Source organism: Providencia manganoxydans (genome assembly GCF_016618195.1).
Taxonomy (GTDB): domain Bacteria; phylum Pseudomonadota; class Gammaproteobacteria; order Enterobacterales; family Enterobacteriaceae; genus Providencia; species Providencia manganoxydans.
This window is the reverse complement of the sequence record NZ_CP067099.1, coordinates 2445698-2462237: the sequence shown is the minus strand read 5'-3', so window position 1 is coordinate 2462237 and position 16540 is coordinate 2445698. Positions and strand designations below refer to the sequence as shown.

The following is a 16540-nucleotide window of genomic DNA, read 5'->3' as shown; positions in this document are numbered from 1 at the left end:
AGAGAATTGAACGATGATTGAAGCTGATCGCCTAATTTCTGCTGAAGTGATCCATGAAGAAGAAGAAGCCATTGATCGCGCGATCCGCCCGAAATTACTGCAAGAGTATATTGGGCAACCGCAAGTTAAAGAGCAAATGGAAATCTTTATTCAGGCGGCCAAATTACGCGGTGACGCGCTTGATCATCTGTTAATTTTTGGTCCTCCTGGTTTAGGCAAAACCACTTTGGCAGGCATTGTCGCTAACGAAATGGGGGTTAACTTACGTACAACCTCAGGTCCAGTGCTTGAAAAGGCCGGTGATTTAGCCGCAATGCTGACTAACTTAGAGCCTCACGACGTTTTATTTATTGATGAAATTCACCGATTATCGCCAGTGGTTGAAGAGATCTTATATCCAGCCATGGAAGATTACCAACTCGACATCATGATAGGTGAAGGGCCGGCAGCGCGTTCGATTAAAATTGATTTACCGCCATTTACTTTGATTGGCGCGACTACACGTGCGGGGTCTTTAACATCGCCACTACGTGACCGATTTGGGATTGTGCAACGCCTTGAGTTCTATAACGTTGATGATTTACAGCATATTGTGAAACGTAGTGCCCAATATATGGGGCTAGAAATTAGTGAAGAGGGGGCTCGTCAGGTAGCAATGCGCTCACGCGGCACTCCACGTATTACTAACCGCTTATTACGTCGAGTACGTGATTTCGCGCAAGTCAAAGGTGATGGTTCAATTGACGAATTAATTGCTAATCAAGCACTGGATATGTTGAACGTCGATGCCGCTGGTTTCGATTATTTAGATAGAAAATTATTAGTAGCGATCATTGATAAATTTATGGGTGGACCTGTTGGTGTTGATAACCTTGCGGCGGCAATTGGTGAGGAACGGGAAACGATTGAAGATGTATTAGAACCTTTCTTGATCCAACAAGGTTTTATTCAGCGGACACCTCGTGGTCGAATGGCAACCGCGCATGCCTATTTACACTTTGGCTTAACGCCAAAAGAAATTTAGCATCTATGAATGATTTTTATTGGGGGGAAGATGCTGATAGCTATCGGCATCGTTTGGTGGTTATCAGCTGACCTAATAGCATCAATCTATTGAAGATCAGCTGATACACATTTAATTTTTTGCTTTTGCTAATAAACTTAAAACAAATAATATCGCAGCTGTTAGTACTACTGATGGGCCAGCAGGTGTATCGTAGAACGCAGAGAATGTCAGTCCTCCTGTCACCGATAACATACCAATTAATATCGCAACAAATGCCATTTGTTCAGGCGTTCTAGCAAAACGACGCGCTGTTGCCGCAGGTATAATCAATAAGGAAGTAATAATTAATGCTCCAACGAACTTCATTGCGATGCCAATGGTTAACGCTGTGACTAACATTAACAATAAACGGAGTCGTTGAATATTCACACCATCAACAAACGCCAGCTCTTGATTCACCGTCATGGACAGTAGTGCTCGCCAACGCCATAAAAGTAACCCACACACCACAAATACCCCAATAAAAATAGTGATAATGTCATCGTAAGTCACTGAAAGCAGGTCACCAAACAAATAAGCCATTAAATCAACACGTACATTAGCCATTAAGCTAACAACCACTAAGCCAAGTGACAGCGCACTGTGCGCCATAATGCCAAGTAAGGTATCAACAGCGAGCTGAGGTCGACGCTCTAACCATACTAATATCAACGATAGTAGTAGAGTTACACCAATCACAGCATAAAAGGGGTTAATATTCAGTAAAAGTCCGAAAGCAACCCCCAACAAGGAGGCATGAGCGAGAGTGTCACCAAAATAGGACATACGACGCCATACAACAAATGACCCTAAAGGACCTGCTGCGATAGCTAAGAGTACCCCTGCAATCCAACCGGGCAATAGCAACTCAATCATGGTTACATTCCTTACTGTGGGTATGAGCTGTTACCACATTACCGTCTAAATCATGCTGATGATTATGATGATGACGATATACCCCAAGTTGTGATGCACCTCGATAGCCGAACATTGCAACGAATTCAGGATGATTAGAGACAACATCAGGGGTACCCGAGCAGCAAATATGACCATTAATACACAGCACTTTATCTGTTTTTGCCATCACTAAGTGCAGATCGTGGGAGACCATCAGTACTGCGCAGCCAAGCTCGGTACGCAATTGATTGATTAAATCATAGAGTGCGACTTGACCATTAACATCGACACCTTGCGCAGGCTCATCAAGAACCAACAGATCAGGTTTATTCAGTAAAGCACGAGCGAGTAATACACGCTGTGTTTCGCCACCAGATAATTTTTGCATCGGTTGATCGAGTAAATGGGTTGCATTAACGCGTTCAAGGGCAGGAGCCAACTGTTCTGAGCGAACATTTGGTTTTAGCATTAAAAATCGTTTTACAGTCAATGGCAGTGTGGCATCTAAATGTAATTTTTGTGGTACATAGCCAATTGATAGCGCTGAAGCACGTTCAATCGTACCTGAAGTTGGCGCTAATAAGCCAAGAACAACTCGCACAATTGTCGATTTACCCGCACCGTTAGGGCCTAAAAGTGTCACGATATCGCCTTTATTTAGCGTAAAGCTGACATTTTTAAGAACCCGTTTCTCACCAAAGGAAACAGATATTTTATTTAAATTCAGTAATGGTTGCATGTGAAAAACATCTTGCAGAAATCATGTTGTGTTATATTATAACATTTCAAAATTAAAATCACGGAAAAAGACGTCTATGATACATAAATCTCAATCTAATGCCCGACAATTTATTTTAGGGCTGGCCGCAGCATCGGTGCTGAGCACAACGATGGTGACAGCGGCAAAAGCCGATGTGGTAACCTCTATCCGCCCACTGGCGTTTATTGCGGCGGGTATCGCAGATGGTGTTACGGATACACAAGTGCTATTACCGGATGGTGCATCACCCCATGATTATGCGCTGAAACCTTCTGATTTGAAAAAAATTAAACAAGCGGACTTATTTGTATGGATTGGTCCTGATATGGAAATGTTTTTAGATAAGCCTCTCAAAACGTTACCACAGAAGAAACGTCTAGCGCTTGCACAACAGGCGAATATCGTTCCATTATTAATGAAAGGGGATGATGAAGACAAACATAGCCATGATCATGTTGATGAAGCTAATCATGATACGGATCACGAACATCATCATCATGGTGAGTATAATATGCACATTTGGTTGTCTCCAGAGATAGCCAAACAAGCCGCGTTAGGTATTCATGATCGTTTAGTAGAGCTTTATCCTGAACAAAAAGATAAGCTGGACGTAAACCTTCGTAAATTCAATGAAAAAATGACGCAAAACGATGAGAATATTGTTAATATTTTAGAACCAGCCAAAAACAAGGGCTATTTTGTTTTTCACGATGCTTATGGCTACTTTGAAAAACACTATCGGTTGGCTCCATTGGGGCATTTTACGATAAACCCGGAAATTCAGCCTGGTGCACAGAAATTACATAATATACGAACTCAATTGGTTGAGCACAAAGCACAATGTGTTTTTGCTGAACCCCAATTCAGGCCAGCCGTCATAGAAAGCGTAGCGAAAAATACGGGAGTCAAAATGGGAACTCTCGACCCGCTTGGTAGCGGGCTGGAAATAGGCCCAGATAGCTATATGCAGTTCTTAACACAACTGTCGAAGCAATACGCGAGCTGCCTGAATTAAACAAGAAGGAATTGTTTAGTGCAGCAAATGGCTAAAGGGCTTGCACAGGTATACGGTAGCCTGTCCAAGTCTCATAGGATCATGTTAGGAACATTAACAGTCGCAACACTGGCCGTCGCAATTTGGCGGCCAACACACCTACCGACATCGAGCTCCGATACCGAAAACACTGTAGATACAGTGATCCCTTTGTCCTTTGCGCCTTTAACGGATGCAACTGACGATATTATTCAAGATAGCAGTGATCAACTGCCTGACGAAGGTGTGGTTGATGATAGCGATGGTGCCGAAGGAACGGATAGCGCTATTATCCCTCATGAATATGTCGTTGCTAGTGGTGATAATCTGTCCAGTATTTTAACCCAGTTTGGGATAGAGTCAGGTGATGTCGCAACACTGGCAAATCAACATAAAGCGCTGCGCAATTTAAAAATTGGTCAAACGTTAAATTGGAGCTTAACCGACCAAGGCGAACTTGAATCATTAACGTGGGAAGTTTCTCGCCGAGAAACGCGAATTTATACGCGGGTTGGTAGCACGAATAAATTCGAAGAAACGAAAGAAATTCGTGAAGGCGAATGGCAAAACAGTATATTGCCGGGTGTGATCAACGGCAGTTTCGCACAAAGTGCAAGCCAAGCAGGCTTAACGCGTAATGAAGGCCGTGAAGTGATTAAAGCACTACAATGGCAAATTGATTTTCGTAAGTTGAAAAAGGGCGATAAGTTTACCGTTTTAATGAGCCGTGAAATTCTTAATGGTCGTAATGAACAGAGCCAACTCGTTGGTGTACGTTTGAATAGTGGTGGGAAAGACTACTACGCATTTCGTGCAGAAGATGGTAAATATTACGATAGTGAAGGGAATGGTTTAGAGCGTGGTTTCTTGCGTAATCCTACAGCAAAACAATTTCGAGTGTCATCGCAGTTTAACCCTCGCCGCGTTAACCCTGTAACAGGGCGCGTTGCACCGCATAAAGGGGTTGATTTTGCTATGCCAGTAGGTACGCCTGTACTAGCGGTAGGTGATGGTGAGGTTATTGTTTCTAAATACAGTGGCGCAGCAGGTAACTTTATTGCTATTCGTCATGGTCGCCAATATACCACACGCTATATGCACTTACGTCAATTGTTAGTAAAACCAGGGCAAAAAGTGAAACGTGGTGATCGTATTGCGCTTTCTGGTAATACAGGTCGTTCAACGGGGCCTCACTTGCACTTTGAAGTGTGGATTAACCAACAAGCAGTGAATCCATTAACCGCAAAATTACCTAGCTCAGGTGGTTTAACGGGTAAAGAACGCAAAGAATATTTGGCGATGGTGAAAGAAACTAAGCCTCAATTAAAAATGAAATAATCTCTTCACGATGGGCAGATATATTGTATCTGCCCAATTCCGTTGTAATACTTTCACTTATTATCATTTTAAGCTATAAAAGAGCGCGAATTGTTCTTTTAGGTACACTATGAATAAAGATAAAGACACCGATAGTAAATTAGGCTACGTGCCAACCTTTCATAAATCCTATTTACATCCAAAATATTGGGGGGTTTGGGTGGGAGCTGGCGTGTTTGCAGCATTAGCTTATGTACCCGTTAAAGTTCGTGACCCTTTATTAGCAAAAGTAGGCAAGTGGGTTGGTCGACTAGCCAAAAGTGCCCGTCGACGCGCTAAAATAAATTTATTGTACTGTTTTCCTCAACTAACAGAGCAAGAGCGGGAACAATTAACCGATAAAATGTTTGAAACTGCGCCTCAGTCATTTGTCATGCTTGCTGAGCTTTGTGTTCGTGGTGCCAATAAAACATTAGCGAGAACGTTTTGGCATAATGAAGAAATCATTGAATCATTAAAGCAACAAGGTAGTAATGTGATTTTTATGGTGCCTCATGGCTGGGCTGTTGATGCACCTGCAATGTTACTTGCTGCTAAAGGTTATAAGATGGCGGCGATGTTTCATCATCAAAAAAACCCCGTTGCAGACTATTTATGGAATAAAGCACGTTACCATTTTGGTGGGCGCTTACATTCACGAGAAGCAGGTATAAAACCCTTTATTGCCTCTGTACGGCAAGGTTATTGGGGTTTTTATTTACCTGATCAAGATCATGGTGAAGAAAATAGTGAATTTGTCGATTTCTTTGCGACTTATAAGGCGACTTTACCCGCAGTTGGTCGTTTGATGAAAGTCTGTAAGGCTAAAATTGTTCCATTATTTCCTGTCTATGATCACCATACACATCAATTACATATCTATATTCGTCAGCCAATGGATGATATTGACGGTCAAGATGATGCCTATATTGCAAGGCGAATGAATGAGGAGCTTGAATATCTCGTTGCGCCAAACCCAGAGCAATATACATGGATACTTAAATTACTAAAAACACGTAAGGGTGATGAGATAGAACCCTATCAGCGTGATGATTTATATCGCTAATGTTAATAACGCAGTATATTTGTGAGGCATCTGATGGCATTTGACAGAATGGATTGGCATTACGGTGGCGATTATCCAGAGGGACTACCTAATGAAAATGGTGGAACACATATAGGGTTCTACTTGGCATGGTTGATTCAAAATGATCTTATTGGTGAATTTCATCTTGAAGAGTCTATTGATGAATTGACCGCTGTTCGTGAACGTAAAATGGACGGACGTACATTTTTAATCGCTATGTGCGATGAGAAATTTACCGATGAGGACGTCAATGATGAGGGATTAGAATTTACTGAATTCTATTATCAGGCAGAAGAGAACGGCTTTTTTGATGATTATGAGCGCATTTTAGCACAAGGTTTACCAACGGTATATCATGTTGAAAATACTTGGGAAAACTACGATAAAATAGCACCAGTGATGACTGCTGCTTTTCATAATTGGAAAAACGAACAACAAAATTAGCCTAATCTACAGTTTCTATAGATTTCATCTCATTGTTAAAATCAGGGTAATAGCCTCCATAAATGGTGTTGTTACCCTAAGTCATTTACATAAATTCATTAATTATCACTCTAATTAAGGGGGAAGTCGTGCTTCGCTTATTTTCCTTTTATTCGGGGTGATTTCGAATCAATAAATGCTTTGATCAAATCAGGGAAGCTGCTTTTAATCGCAAGTTAGTATTAACTTATTAATTGATACTAGTTGTATGTTCAGAATATAACAATGAAATAATAAAACTGTGATATAAATATCAAGGGAGTTTGACTCTCCCTTGATATTTCTTTAATAGATGGTTTTATTCAACTTCTAAAATACGGCAAGTATTGGTGCTGCCGATAGTTCCCATTAAATCACCTTGGGTTACAAGAACTAAATCACCACTCATTAAGTAACCATTGTCACGCAGACGAGTGACTGCTTCATTTGCCGCTGCAATGCCATCGGTGTGTGTGCTACAGAACACAGGTGTAACACCACGATATAGGGAAGATTGGTTCAGTGTTTTTTCGTGACGAGACATTGCGAAAATTGGTAAACCTGAACTAATGCGTGACATCATGCGTGCGGTACGGCCAGACTCGGTCATCGCAATAATGGCTTTTACCCCTTTAAGGTGGTTAGCTGCGTACATGGTTGACATGGCGATAGCTTCTTCAGGGCTGCTGAATTCGGCATCTAAACGATGTTTAGAGACATTCAACCCAGGCATTTTTTCTGCGCCAAGGCACACTTGAGCCATTGCTGCTACGGTTTCAGCGGGATATTGGCCTGCTGCTGTTTCAGCAGAAAGCATCACTGCATCGGTACCATCAAGAACGGCGTTAGCCACGTCCATGACTTCTGCACGCGTTGGCATCGGATTCGTGATCATAGATTCCATCATTTGTGTCGCGGTGATCACGACACGGTTGAGCTGACGGGAACGGCGGATAAGTTTTTTCTGTACCGCAACCAATTCAGGATCACCAATTTCCACACCTAAATCACCACGAGCAACCATCACGACATCAGAAGCAAGGATCACTTCATCCATGATTTCATCATTGGCAACGGCTTCTGCACGCTCAACTTTGGCAACAATTTGGCATTCACAGCCTGCATCGCGCGCTAAACGGCGTGCATAATTTAAATCTTCGCCTGAGCGAGGAAAAGAGACAGCAAGGTAATCAACACCAATTTTTGCAGCAGTAATAATATCGGCTTTGTCTTTATCGGTTAATGCTTCAGCGGATAAGCCACCACCCAGTTTATTAATGCCTTTATTGTTTGACAGTTGGCCGCCGACAGTAACTTCAGTGAAGACTTGTAACCCTTGGACTTCGCGGACTTTGAGCTGTACGCGACCGTCATCAAGTAACAAAATATCCCCTGGGACGACATCAGCGGGCAGACCTTTGTAATCAATGCCGACTTTTTGTTGGTCGCCTTCACCTTTACCTAGCGTGGCGTCTAAAGTGAATTTATCACCCACATTGAGGAACACTTTGCCATCTTTAAATGTAGAAACACGAATTTTAGGGCCTTGTAAATCGCCGAGGATCGCCACATGGCGACCTAAACGAGCAGCGATTTCACGCACGTTATTAGCGCGGAGGATGTGGTCTTCTGGAGTTCCGTGAGAGAAGTTAAGGCGTACAACGTTAGCGCCGGCGTTAATAATTTTTTCAAGATTATTATCACGATCGGTAGCTGGACCTAGGGTAGTAACAATTTTAGTTCTTCTAAGCCGTCTAGTCATGTATTACTCCGTTGACCTGTAATGGTGTTATTTTATTGGGTTAAATCTTTTCATACTTCAAGTGGCATGCTTTTGAAGGTTACTTGACCATGTTACTGGTGTTAATTAGGGCCTTGCTATCATGCAACTTGAACTATACTCGTCATACTTCAAGGTAGCGCTTTACGTTGAAGTATGGTGACTACGTTCGTTCTCACCAATGGCAGAATATTCTATGCTTTTGGTGAATCATTCACTTTTTGTCTAGTCGCACCATGAAATATTTAAAGTACTTTTTGCGTAATTTCGCGACTTTTTCTCAATAAGTTATGATGCTGACACGTGCACAGCTATTATATACTGCTAATTAGTTAATGCTATCGGGTCTGCAAAACTATTATACCCAGCATACTTCAAGTTGCAGTGTTGTTGACGATATACATTGGTGCTGGCCACCCACTTAGGTAGGCTTCCAGCGACTTAATCGTTTGTCGTCTAGCTGCACCATGAATGATTGAGCGTATTTAAAAGAAGCTCTTTTTGCTACATACTATCAAACCGCGAATCACGTAATGCTTCTTTGACCCGTTTCAAGTTATCTCTAAATTTTTCGCCTCTTCTTAATGTAAAGCCTGTTGTTAGTACATCAATGACAGTTAATTGCGCTAACCTAGACACCATTGGCATATATATATCGGTATCTTCAGGGACATCAATGATGATCGACAAGGTGGCTTCTTGAGATAATGGAGAATTTTCGGAGGTAATTGCAATAACAGTGGCATCGTTATCACGAGCTAGGCGAGCCATTTCAACTAATGCTTTGGTTCTTCCTGTATGTGAGATCAATACAATGACATCTCCTTCACTGCTGTTAATGCAGCTCATACGTTGCATAACAATATCATCAAAGTAAATGACAGGAATATTAAAGCGAAAAAATTTATTCATTGCATCATGTGCAACCGCAGCAGAAGCGCCAAAGCCAAAAAAGCTAATTTTTCGCGCTTGTGTGAGTAAATCAACGGCACGGTTAACTGCGGTGATATCTAAACTGTGTTTAACATTGTCTAGACCTGCCATCGCAGACTCGAAAATTTTGTGGGTATAGGTATTAACTGTATCGTTTTCTTCTACGTTACGGTTTACATAGGGTGTGCCGTTAGCGAGATTTTGCGCTAAACGTAACTTAAAATCGGGAAACCCTTTGGTATCCATTTTGCGACAAAAACGATTTACTGTTGGCTCACTGACATCAGCTAATTGAGCAAGGGTTGCTATGCTGAGGTGGATAGCTTGTTGTGGCATTCCAAGGATCACTTCGGCAACTTTCTTTTCGGATTTACTCAAAAAATCGAGGCTGTTTTTCATTTGTTCTAAAATATTCATGTCACGAAAGCGCCTATTTGATCAAAAGGAGAAATTTTTCCGCCATAAAGATATTGTGTGTTTATTGATATCGTGGTTACAGCAGTAGTAAAAAAGGCAATATACTATGAGTTATGGCTAACCTATCTGAATGATAGGTGTTTGTGATGTAGTTTTTTGCGAAACTATGAGCTGTATCTAATTTTCATACCCGTAATTTCTGTTGCTGTTTTGTTATTTTATTACAAGTGCTGTCACCATTCAGTCATGATAAGGTTGTTGACTTTTGGTGCTTTTTTCACCATAAAAACTGTGATCGGTATCATCAATATTTACTGAATACCTTCAAAAGGGTACATTAGCGGAACATCTGGCTAATTTTGTAACAAAATTACAATAAATTCCGCAAATTGAGGAGAACCAATATGGCGGTACATAACGCTGCTCAAGCCTGTGATTTGATTATTTTTGGCACCAAAGGGGATCTTGCACGTCGTAAATTGCTTCCATCTCTGTATCAATTAGAGAAAGCAGGCTATATCCATCCAGAAACACGCATCATTGGAGTGGGGCGTGCGCAGTGGAGCCAGAGCGATTATGTTGAGTTTGTTGAAAAAGCATTCCACGAATTTTTAAAAGAAGATCTTGACCCTGAACTTTGGGAGAGACTAAGTTCACGTTTAGATTTTTGCAATCTCGATGTCAATCAAACTGAGAATTTTGACAGCTTAGCCCAAATGCTTAAGCAAGACTGTCATCCCGCTATTCACTATTTCGCTATGCCACCAAGTACATTTGGTGCTGTCTGTCATGGTCTTGGCCATGCAGGGTTGAACAAACAACCAAACCGTGTGGTTATGGAAAAACCATTAGGGACAGATTTAGCCTCTTCGCAAGAAATTAACAATGAAGTGGCGAAATATTTCGATGAAAGCCAAGTCTATCGAATTGACCACTACCTTGGTAAAGAAACGGTTCTGAACTTATTAGCACTGCGTTTTGCTAACTCGCTATTCATCAATAACTGGGATAATCGAACTATCGATCATGTTCAAATTACCGTTGCTGAGGAAGTCGGTATTGAAGGGCGCTGGGGCTATTTTGATCAGGCAGGTCAAATGCGCGATATGGTCCAAAACCACCTATTACAAATTTTAACCATGATCGCGATGTCGCCACCGGCAGATTTAACCACTGACCGTATTCGTGATGAGAAAGTAAAAGTTTTACGTTCACTGCGTCGTATTGACCATACTAATGTCAGAGAAAAAGCGGTGCGTGGTCAGTATACCGCAGGCTTTGTACAAGGTAATAAAGTGCCTGGCTACCTAGAAGAAGAAGGTGCCAATAAGAAAAGTATGACGGAAACTTTTGTGGCACTGCGCGTTGATATCGACGATTGGCGCTGGGCAGGGGTTCCTTTCTATTTACGTACCGGTAAGCGTTTACCTGCAAAATGCTCAGAAGTCGTGGTTTATTTCAAAAAACCCGCGTTGAATATTTTTTCTGAAAGTTATCAAGAGCTGCCTCAGAACAAACTCACTATTCGCTTACAGCCGGATGAAGGTATCGATATCGAGATCATGAATAAAGCGCCAGGTCTTGATCATAAACACCGTTTGCAAACGACTAAATTAGACTTAAGTTTCTCTGAAACGTTCAACCAAACTCATTTAGCAGATGCTTATGAGCGTTTATTACTTGAAGCAATGCGAGGTATTCAAGCGCTGTTTGTACGTCGTGATGAGGTTGAAGAGGCTTGGAAATTTGTAGATTCCATTATGGATGCATGGGCAATGGATAACGAGGCACCAAAACCGTATCAAGCAGGTACTTGGGGCCCAATAGCCTCTGTGGCGATGATCACCCGTGATGGTCGTTCGTGGAATGAGTTTGAATAAACCCACCAGTATATAAGCTAAAAAACCAGCCGTCGGGCTGGTTTTTTATTGTAAAATCAATAGAGTTAGTGAACATAATTATAATAGATAATGATTATGTTCTAAATGGCCATTGTAAGACTACAGCACCAATTCACTGCGTCCTGTTGCAGCCATATGGATGATTGCTTGTTCAATACGTAGACAAGCCATTTTTGCTGCATCAGGTACAGATAACCCAGCTAGCAGTTGTGCAGTTAATTCCGCACCAAATAAATCCCCTGTACCTTTAGGTGTGACAGGGTAACGTTTATGGCGAATAACGGCAATATCATGCTGAGTAACACAAACCACATCAATACTATCATCATCAGGCTGAAATGCGCTGGTGATGATCACCCACTGAGTATGGCCTTTTAATAAACTGCGGGCTGCTTTCGTCGCATCCTCTAAAGTTTGTATCTCTTGACCACTAAGCATTGATAACTCAAATTTATTTGGAATGATCCCCGTTGCGAGTGGAATGACTTCATCTCGATAGACTTCGGCAATTTCAGGAGGGATGTAGAAGCCACTATCTTCATCACCCATAACAGGGTCGACGATCACCGGGAGAGATGGATGACTTTGACGTATAGTGGTGAGCCAATGTGCTAGATCATGCGCTTTATTTTTAGAACCTAAATAACCCGTTAAAATTGCGCGTACACTATCCATGCAACCACGTTCGACTAAGCCATTTAAATAGCCGCGAAACCACTCTGAAGGTAATTCACCACCATGACAAGTTGTGTAATGGGGCGTATTGCTTAAGATGACAGTAGGTACAGCAGCAACGCGTAAACCTTGTTTCATTAAAGCAGGGACGGCAATACTATTGCCTACACTACCGTAGATAACTTGTGATTGTATTGATATCACGTCGTAAGGAAGTGGAGTTGCATTTACATCATTTTGAAAACTGTTTGAAGTGAGGTTAAAGGTATCCATTGCTCTCTCTTTGGGAATGCTTATTTATCTGCCTACACTCTATAAGATGCTTGTTCGTATTTTAAGTCAATAAGAAACCTTGTTAGGAAGTCTGTAATAAAATAAAACAAGGAATAGTTTGATATTTTCAATAAAAAATAGGGTTAATAAGTGGTGATTTTACGATTGATTATTCGTGTAGTCCTTGGCGATAGAGCGGTTTTCTGGGGATTAAATGAATAATTATGCAAAAATTATTCATTTAAAAAAGCTTTTTGTATTCATTGACTTAATACTTTTACCATGATAAAAATAAGCCGTGAACAATTTTACATGAGGGTTCGGAGTAACTTGGATGGATGTCCATCTGATGAAATGAATGAGATATCATGCTTAGCGTGAATAGCATTAAAATCAGTAAGTCCCAAAGAAGATCAACTCACCGGCTTTTCCTTTCAGCTATCCTTTCCAGTGAACATCACTGGTGCGGTGCATTATAGCGTCTCTCTCTAATATTCATTCAACTGAATAAAATCAGTATCGCTTTGTTGTTTATTAATTTTTTTTAATTGCATTAAAGAAATTATCGCCAAAAAGTTTGTTTTTTCTGTATAAAAAACAATCAGGCATGCAATTATCCATAGAGAGATATTATAATGATATATTGGATATTTTTAGCATTAGCTATCGTCACCGAAGTGATCGGTACTTTATCAATGAAACACGCCAGTGTGAGTGGTGATTTTACGGGTATGGCAGTGATGTACGTGATGATTGCATCATCTTATATCTTACTGGCAATCGCGGTAAAAAAAGTGGCTTTGGGCGTTGCTTACGCATTATGGGAAGGCATCGGCATACTATTTATTACGACTTTTAGTGTGCTGTGGTTTGGAGAGTCATTATCCCCAATGAAAATAGGTGGATTGGTTCTATTAATTGCGGGTATTGGTCTGATTAAGTCTGGAACCAAAAAAGCAACGGTTAGCCAATCGGCACAAAAAGTAAAACAAGCGGCAGATCGTGCAGTATCCGCAGTAAAATCAGGAACTTTGGCGCATAATCACGCTAAAACGGAGGCCTGATCATGGACATTCAGTTTGAATGGTGGCATGGGGCATTTTTAGTATTAGCGGTGGTCCTTGAGATCTTAGCGAATATTTTATTAAAAATGTCGAACGGCTTTAAGCGTTATTGGCTAGGTATTTTATCTTTAGTCGCGGTATTAGGGGCTTTTAGTTCCCTTGCTCAAGCGGTTAAAGGCATTGAGCTGTCAATTGCATATGCACTGTGGGGAGCATTTGGGATTATCGCTACAGTGGCTGCGGGTTGGATATTGTTCAACCAGAGGCTCAATTATAAAGGGTGGGGAGGTATTGCCCTGCTATTATTAGGCATGGTTCTTATTAAAATGTCATAAATTAAAAAAGCGCCGATGTGATATTGGCGCTTTTTTTCATGGTCAACAAATTAATCAATCGCCGCAACGATTTTAATTTCAACTTTATATTCAGGTTTCATCAGCGCGGCTTGAACTGTACAACGCACTGGTGCGCTACCTTCAACCACCCAAGCATCCCATGCTTGATTCATACCTGCAAAATCCGCTTTATCAGCTAAAAAAATGGTGGCATCTAAGATTTTACTTTTATCTGAGCCGACTCTTTGCAATAGGATATCAATAGCAGAAAGCGTGTTTGCTGTTTGCGCAATAATATCTGCATCTAAGTTTTCAGGGACACTAGTGTAATAGACAACATTATTGTGGATCACCGCTTCGGACCAACGTTTGTCTGGATCAATTCTTTCAATTGTCATCTGAGTTCCTTATTTCATGTTTTTTCTAGGATAACAGCTAGTTTGCTTGATGAAAATCCTTTCTGTTCTGATGATTTTATTTAACTCAGCAGCGACGTTAGAGACATGTTAGAATCAATGCTTCCAAGTTGAATACGATATGGGTTTGCGGTGCACGACGATTTTTCTTCAGATGGGTTTCTAGCGAGAACAATTCCAGGCTTTCAACCACGGGCAGCGCAGGTCACCATGTCTAATGCTGTCACCGATGCGATTGAAAAACAGCAGGTGCTGGTGGCTGAAGCAGGAACAGGAACGGGTAAAACTTATGCTTATTTAGTTCCTGCACTGCGCTCAGGGAAAAAAGTGATTGTTTCGACAGGTTCGAAAGCATTGCAGGATCAGCTGTATCATCGTGACTTGCCGACGATTATTGATGCGATGCAATACCGTGGGCGAACCGCTTTATTGAAGGGGCGTTCGAATTACCTTTGTTTAGAGCGTTTAGATCAGCAATCACTTGGTGGTGGTAGCCTTGAACCTGAAATACTCTCAGCGGTTGTACGATTGCGTAGTTGGTCGATTGAATCTGAATCAGGTGATGTTAGTACCTGCCATGATATCGCCGAAGATCATGTTGTGTGGCCATTGGTAACCAGTACCAATGATAATTGTTTGGGCAGCGATTGCCCACGCTATCAAGAGTGCTTCGTGTTAAAGGCGCGCCGTAAAGCATTGGATGCTGATATCATTGTGGTTAATCATCACTTATTTATGGCGGATCGGGTGGTTAAAGACACAGGTTTTGGTGAATTGATGCCTCAAGCTGATGTGATGATTTTTGATGAAGCCCATCAAATACCTGATATTGCTAGCCAGTACTTTGGACAACAATTGAGTAGCCGTCAACTCCTCGATCTCGCACGTGACATGGTGATGGTTTACCGAACGGAACTTAAAGATCAGGCTCAATTACAAAAAAGTGCGGATAGATTAACGCAAAGTACTTTGGACTTTCGCTTAAACCTTGGGGAAAACAGTTTCCGTGGTAACTTACGTGATTTATTAAAAATGCCAGTGGTACAGCGTGCTCTGACATTATTGGATGATTCACTTGAGCTGTGCTATGAGGTGGTTAAAAGCGCGTTAGGGCGTTCACAAACGTTAGATTCGGTGTTTGAGCGTGTTACATTATATCGTAATCGGTTGAATCGATTAAAAGATGTCACTATTCCTGGTTACAGTTATTGGTTCGAAAGCTATGGTAGGCATTTTCTATTAGCATTAACGCCATTAACCGTCGCTGAAAAGTTTAGTGAGATGATAGCTGGTACACCCGCAAGTTGGATATTCACCTCTGCCACATTGTCAGTTAATGAGCAACTGAATTACTTTACTGATCGGCTGGGGTTAGCCTCGGCCGAAACATTATTATTAGCCAGCCCATTTGACTATCAAAGTCAAACTTTACTTTGTGTCCCACGTTTCCTTCCAGAAACCAATCAAAGAGGTATCGCACAAAAATTGGCAGCAATGCTTAGGCCCCTGATTATTAAAAACCAAGGGCGCTGCTTTTTCTTATGCACTTCGCATTTGATGATGCGTGAACTGGCTGAAGAGTTTAAAACAACATTAACCCTGCCTGTGCTGATGCAAGGAGAAAGTAGCAAAAATAAGTTACTTGCACAGTTTATTGCTGAAGGTAATGCAGTACTCGTGGCAACCAGCAGTTTTTGGGAGGGCGTTGATGTGAGGGGGGATGAATTAACCTGTGTTATTATCGATAAATTACCATTTACGGCGCCGGATGACCCCTTATTACGTGCACGTATTGAAGATTGTCAATTACGCGGTGGCGATCCCTTTGCTGATGTGCAAATTCCCGATGCTGTTATCACGCTAAAACAGGGAGTTGGTCGGCTGATCCGTGATACCCGTGATTATGGGGTGATAGTTATTTGTGATAATCGTTTAGTCACTCGTCCTTATGGAGAGATTTTTTTAAACAGTCTTCCGCCTTCGCCAAGAACTCGGAGTTTAACAAAAGCGATTGAGTTTCTTGAGAAAAAAAGAACTGAGATAAATAATATTAATTAAACCAAAGCGATATGGATATTTTTCTGCTGCCTTGTTTTGAGTTTATGC

Annotated in this window: 15 protein-coding genes; 9 read left to right on the top strand and 6 right to left on the bottom strand. The window is 41.4% G+C overall.

The window, feature by feature from the left end:
• The first annotated feature begins 13 nt into the window (after window positions 1-13).
• Complete coding sequence (ruvB, locus tag JI723_RS10980) at window positions 14-1024, top strand: Holliday junction branch migration DNA helicase RuvB (RefSeq protein ID WP_140179298.1); 1011 nt, start codon at window positions 14-16, stop codon at window positions 1022-1024.
• 111 nt (window positions 1025-1135) lie between these two features.
• Here ruvB and znuB read toward each other — a convergent pair whose 3' ends face one another.
• On the bottom strand, window positions 1136-1921 hold the full coding sequence (gene znuB / locus JI723_RS10975; protein ID WP_337979364.1) for a zinc ABC transporter permease subunit ZnuB: 786 nt from the start codon (window positions 1919-1921) through the stop codon (window positions 1136-1138).
• Window positions 1914-2681 (bottom strand): zinc ABC transporter ATP-binding protein ZnuC, encoded by a 768-nt coding sequence (gene znuC, locus JI723_RS10970; RefSeq protein ID WP_272579772.1) that lies wholly within the window; start codon window positions 2679-2681, stop codon window positions 1914-1916. Before znuC ends, znuB begins: the two co-directional genes overlap by 8 nt.
• Window positions 2682-2757: 76 nt before the next feature.
• Here znuC and znuA point away from each other — a divergent pair, with 76 nt between their 5' ends.
• From znuA to JI723_RS10950, 4 genes are all read left to right on the top strand, one after another.
• Window positions 2758-3717, top strand: coding sequence for a zinc ABC transporter substrate-binding protein ZnuA (znuA, locus tag JI723_RS10965; RefSeq protein WP_319065946.1), 960 nt, complete (start codon window positions 2758-2760; stop codon window positions 3715-3717).
• 18 nt (window positions 3718-3735) lie between these two features.
• Complete coding sequence (gene mepM / locus JI723_RS10960) at window positions 3736-5073, top strand: murein DD-endopeptidase MepM (RefSeq protein WP_070929614.1); 1338 nt, start codon at window positions 3736-3738, stop codon at window positions 5071-5073.
• Window positions 5074-5182: 109 nt separating this feature from the next.
• Complete coding sequence (gene lpxM / locus JI723_RS10955; protein WP_272579774.1) at window positions 5183-6157, top strand: lauroyl-Kdo(2)-lipid IV(A) myristoyltransferase; 975 nt, start codon at window positions 5183-5185, stop codon at window positions 6155-6157.
• Between the two features lie 33 nt (window positions 6158-6190).
• Window positions 6191-6622, top strand: a complete 432-nt coding sequence (locus JI723_RS10950) for a DUF7832 domain-containing protein (RefSeq protein WP_140179304.1) — start codon at window positions 6191-6193, stop codon at window positions 6620-6622.
• Window positions 6623-6959: 337 nt separating this feature from the next.
• On the opposite strand, the gene pyk is transcribed toward JI723_RS10950, so the two are convergent.
• Together pyk and JI723_RS10940 are read right to left on the bottom strand one after the other, a co-directional pair.
• Window positions 6960-8402: a pyruvate kinase gene (pyk, locus tag JI723_RS10945; RefSeq protein ID WP_070929611.1), complete on the bottom strand. Its 1443-nt coding sequence runs from the start codon at window positions 8400-8402 to the stop codon at window positions 6960-6962.
• 522 nt (window positions 8403-8924) lie between these two features.
• On the bottom strand, window positions 8925-9770 hold the full coding sequence (locus JI723_RS10940) for a MurR/RpiR family transcriptional regulator (protein WP_070929610.1): 846 nt from the start codon (window positions 9768-9770) through the stop codon (window positions 8925-8927).
• 404 nt (window positions 9771-10174) lie between these two features.
• Here JI723_RS10940 and zwf point away from each other — a divergent pair, with 404 nt between their 5' ends.
• Window positions 10175-11650 carry a glucose-6-phosphate dehydrogenase gene (gene zwf, locus JI723_RS10935; protein ID WP_140179306.1) on the top strand — a complete coding sequence of 492 codons (1476 nt, stop codon included), beginning with the start codon at window positions 10175-10177 and terminating at the stop codon, window positions 11648-11650.
• Between the two features lie 120 nt (window positions 11651-11770).
• Here zwf and pdxK read toward each other — a convergent pair whose 3' ends face one another.
• Window positions 11771-12619 (bottom strand): pyridoxine/pyridoxal/pyridoxamine kinase, encoded by an 849-nt coding sequence (pdxK, locus tag JI723_RS10930; protein ID WP_337979363.1) that lies wholly within the window; start codon window positions 12617-12619, stop codon window positions 11771-11773.
• A 635-nt stretch (window positions 12620-13254) separates the two neighbouring features.
• Between pdxK and mdtJ the strand changes: the two genes are divergently transcribed.
• Both mdtJ and mdtI read left to right on the top strand, forming a co-directional pair.
• Entirely contained in the window at window positions 13255-13683 is a 429-nt protein-coding gene (mdtJ, locus tag JI723_RS10925) for a multidrug/spermidine efflux SMR transporter subunit MdtJ (protein WP_070929608.1), read from the top strand.
• Window positions 13684-13685: 2 nt separating this feature from the next.
• Window positions 13686-14018 carry a multidrug/spermidine efflux SMR transporter subunit MdtI gene (gene mdtI, locus JI723_RS10920; protein WP_070929607.1) on the top strand — a complete coding sequence of 111 codons (333 nt, stop codon included), beginning with the start codon at window positions 13686-13688 and terminating at the stop codon, window positions 14016-14018.
• A 50-nt stretch (window positions 14019-14068) separates the two neighbouring features.
• On the opposite strand, the gene JI723_RS10915 is transcribed toward mdtI, so the two are convergent.
• Window positions 14069-14416, bottom strand: coding sequence for a RidA family protein (locus tag JI723_RS10915; RefSeq protein ID WP_070929606.1), 348 nt, complete (start codon window positions 14414-14416; stop codon window positions 14069-14071).
• A 150-nt stretch (window positions 14417-14566) separates the two neighbouring features.
• On the opposite strand from JI723_RS10915, the gene JI723_RS10910 reads away from it, so the two are divergent.
• Window positions 14567-16492, top strand: a complete 1926-nt coding sequence (locus tag JI723_RS10910; protein ID WP_272579777.1) for a DNA repair helicase YoaA — start codon at window positions 14567-14569, stop codon at window positions 16490-16492.
• Window positions 16493-16540 lie beyond the last annotated feature (48 nt).

Excerpts from the sequence above, each read along its gene's own strand:
- pdxK (WP_337979363.1), bottom strand. The coding sequence starts at position 12,619 with ATGGATACCTTTAACCTCACTTCAAACAGTTTTCAAAATGATGTAAAT.
- JI723_RS10940 (WP_070929610.1), bottom strand. The coding sequence starts at position 9,770 with ATGAATATTTTAGAACAAATGAAAAACAGCCTCGATTTTTTGAGTAAA.
- mdtJ (WP_070929608.1), top strand. The coding sequence starts at position 13,255 with ATGATATATTGGATATTTTTAGCATTAGCTATCGTCACCGAAGTGATC.
- JI723_RS10950 (WP_140179304.1), top strand. The coding sequence starts at position 6,191 with ATGGCATTTGACAGAATGGATTGGCATTACGGTGGCGATTATCCAGAG.
- pyk (WP_070929611.1), bottom strand. The coding sequence starts at position 8,402 with ATGACTAGACGGCTTAGAAGAACTAAAATTGTTACTACCCTAGGTCCA.
- znuC (WP_272579772.1), bottom strand. The coding sequence starts at position 2,681 with ATGCAACCATTACTGAATTTAAATAAAATATCTGTTTCCTTTGGTGAG.
- znuB (WP_337979364.1), bottom strand. The coding sequence starts at position 1,921 with ATGATTGAGTTGCTATTGCCCGGTTGGATTGCAGGGGTACTCTTAGCT.
- lpxM (WP_272579774.1), top strand. The coding sequence starts at position 5,183 with ATGAATAAAGATAAAGACACCGATAGTAAATTAGGCTACGTGCCAACC.
- znuA (WP_319065946.1), top strand. The coding sequence starts at position 2,758 with ATGATACATAAATCTCAATCTAATGCCCGACAATTTATTTTAGGGCTG.
- zwf (WP_140179306.1), top strand. The coding sequence starts at position 10,175 with ATGGCGGTACATAACGCTGCTCAAGCCTGTGATTTGATTATTTTTGGC.
- JI723_RS10915 (WP_070929606.1), bottom strand. The coding sequence starts at position 14,416 with ATGACAATTGAAAGAATTGATCCAGACAAACGTTGGTCCGAAGCGGTG.
- ruvB (WP_140179298.1), top strand. The coding sequence starts at position 14 with ATGATTGAAGCTGATCGCCTAATTTCTGCTGAAGTGATCCATGAAGAA.
- mdtI (WP_070929607.1), top strand. The coding sequence starts at position 13,686 with ATGGACATTCAGTTTGAATGGTGGCATGGGGCATTTTTAGTATTAGCG.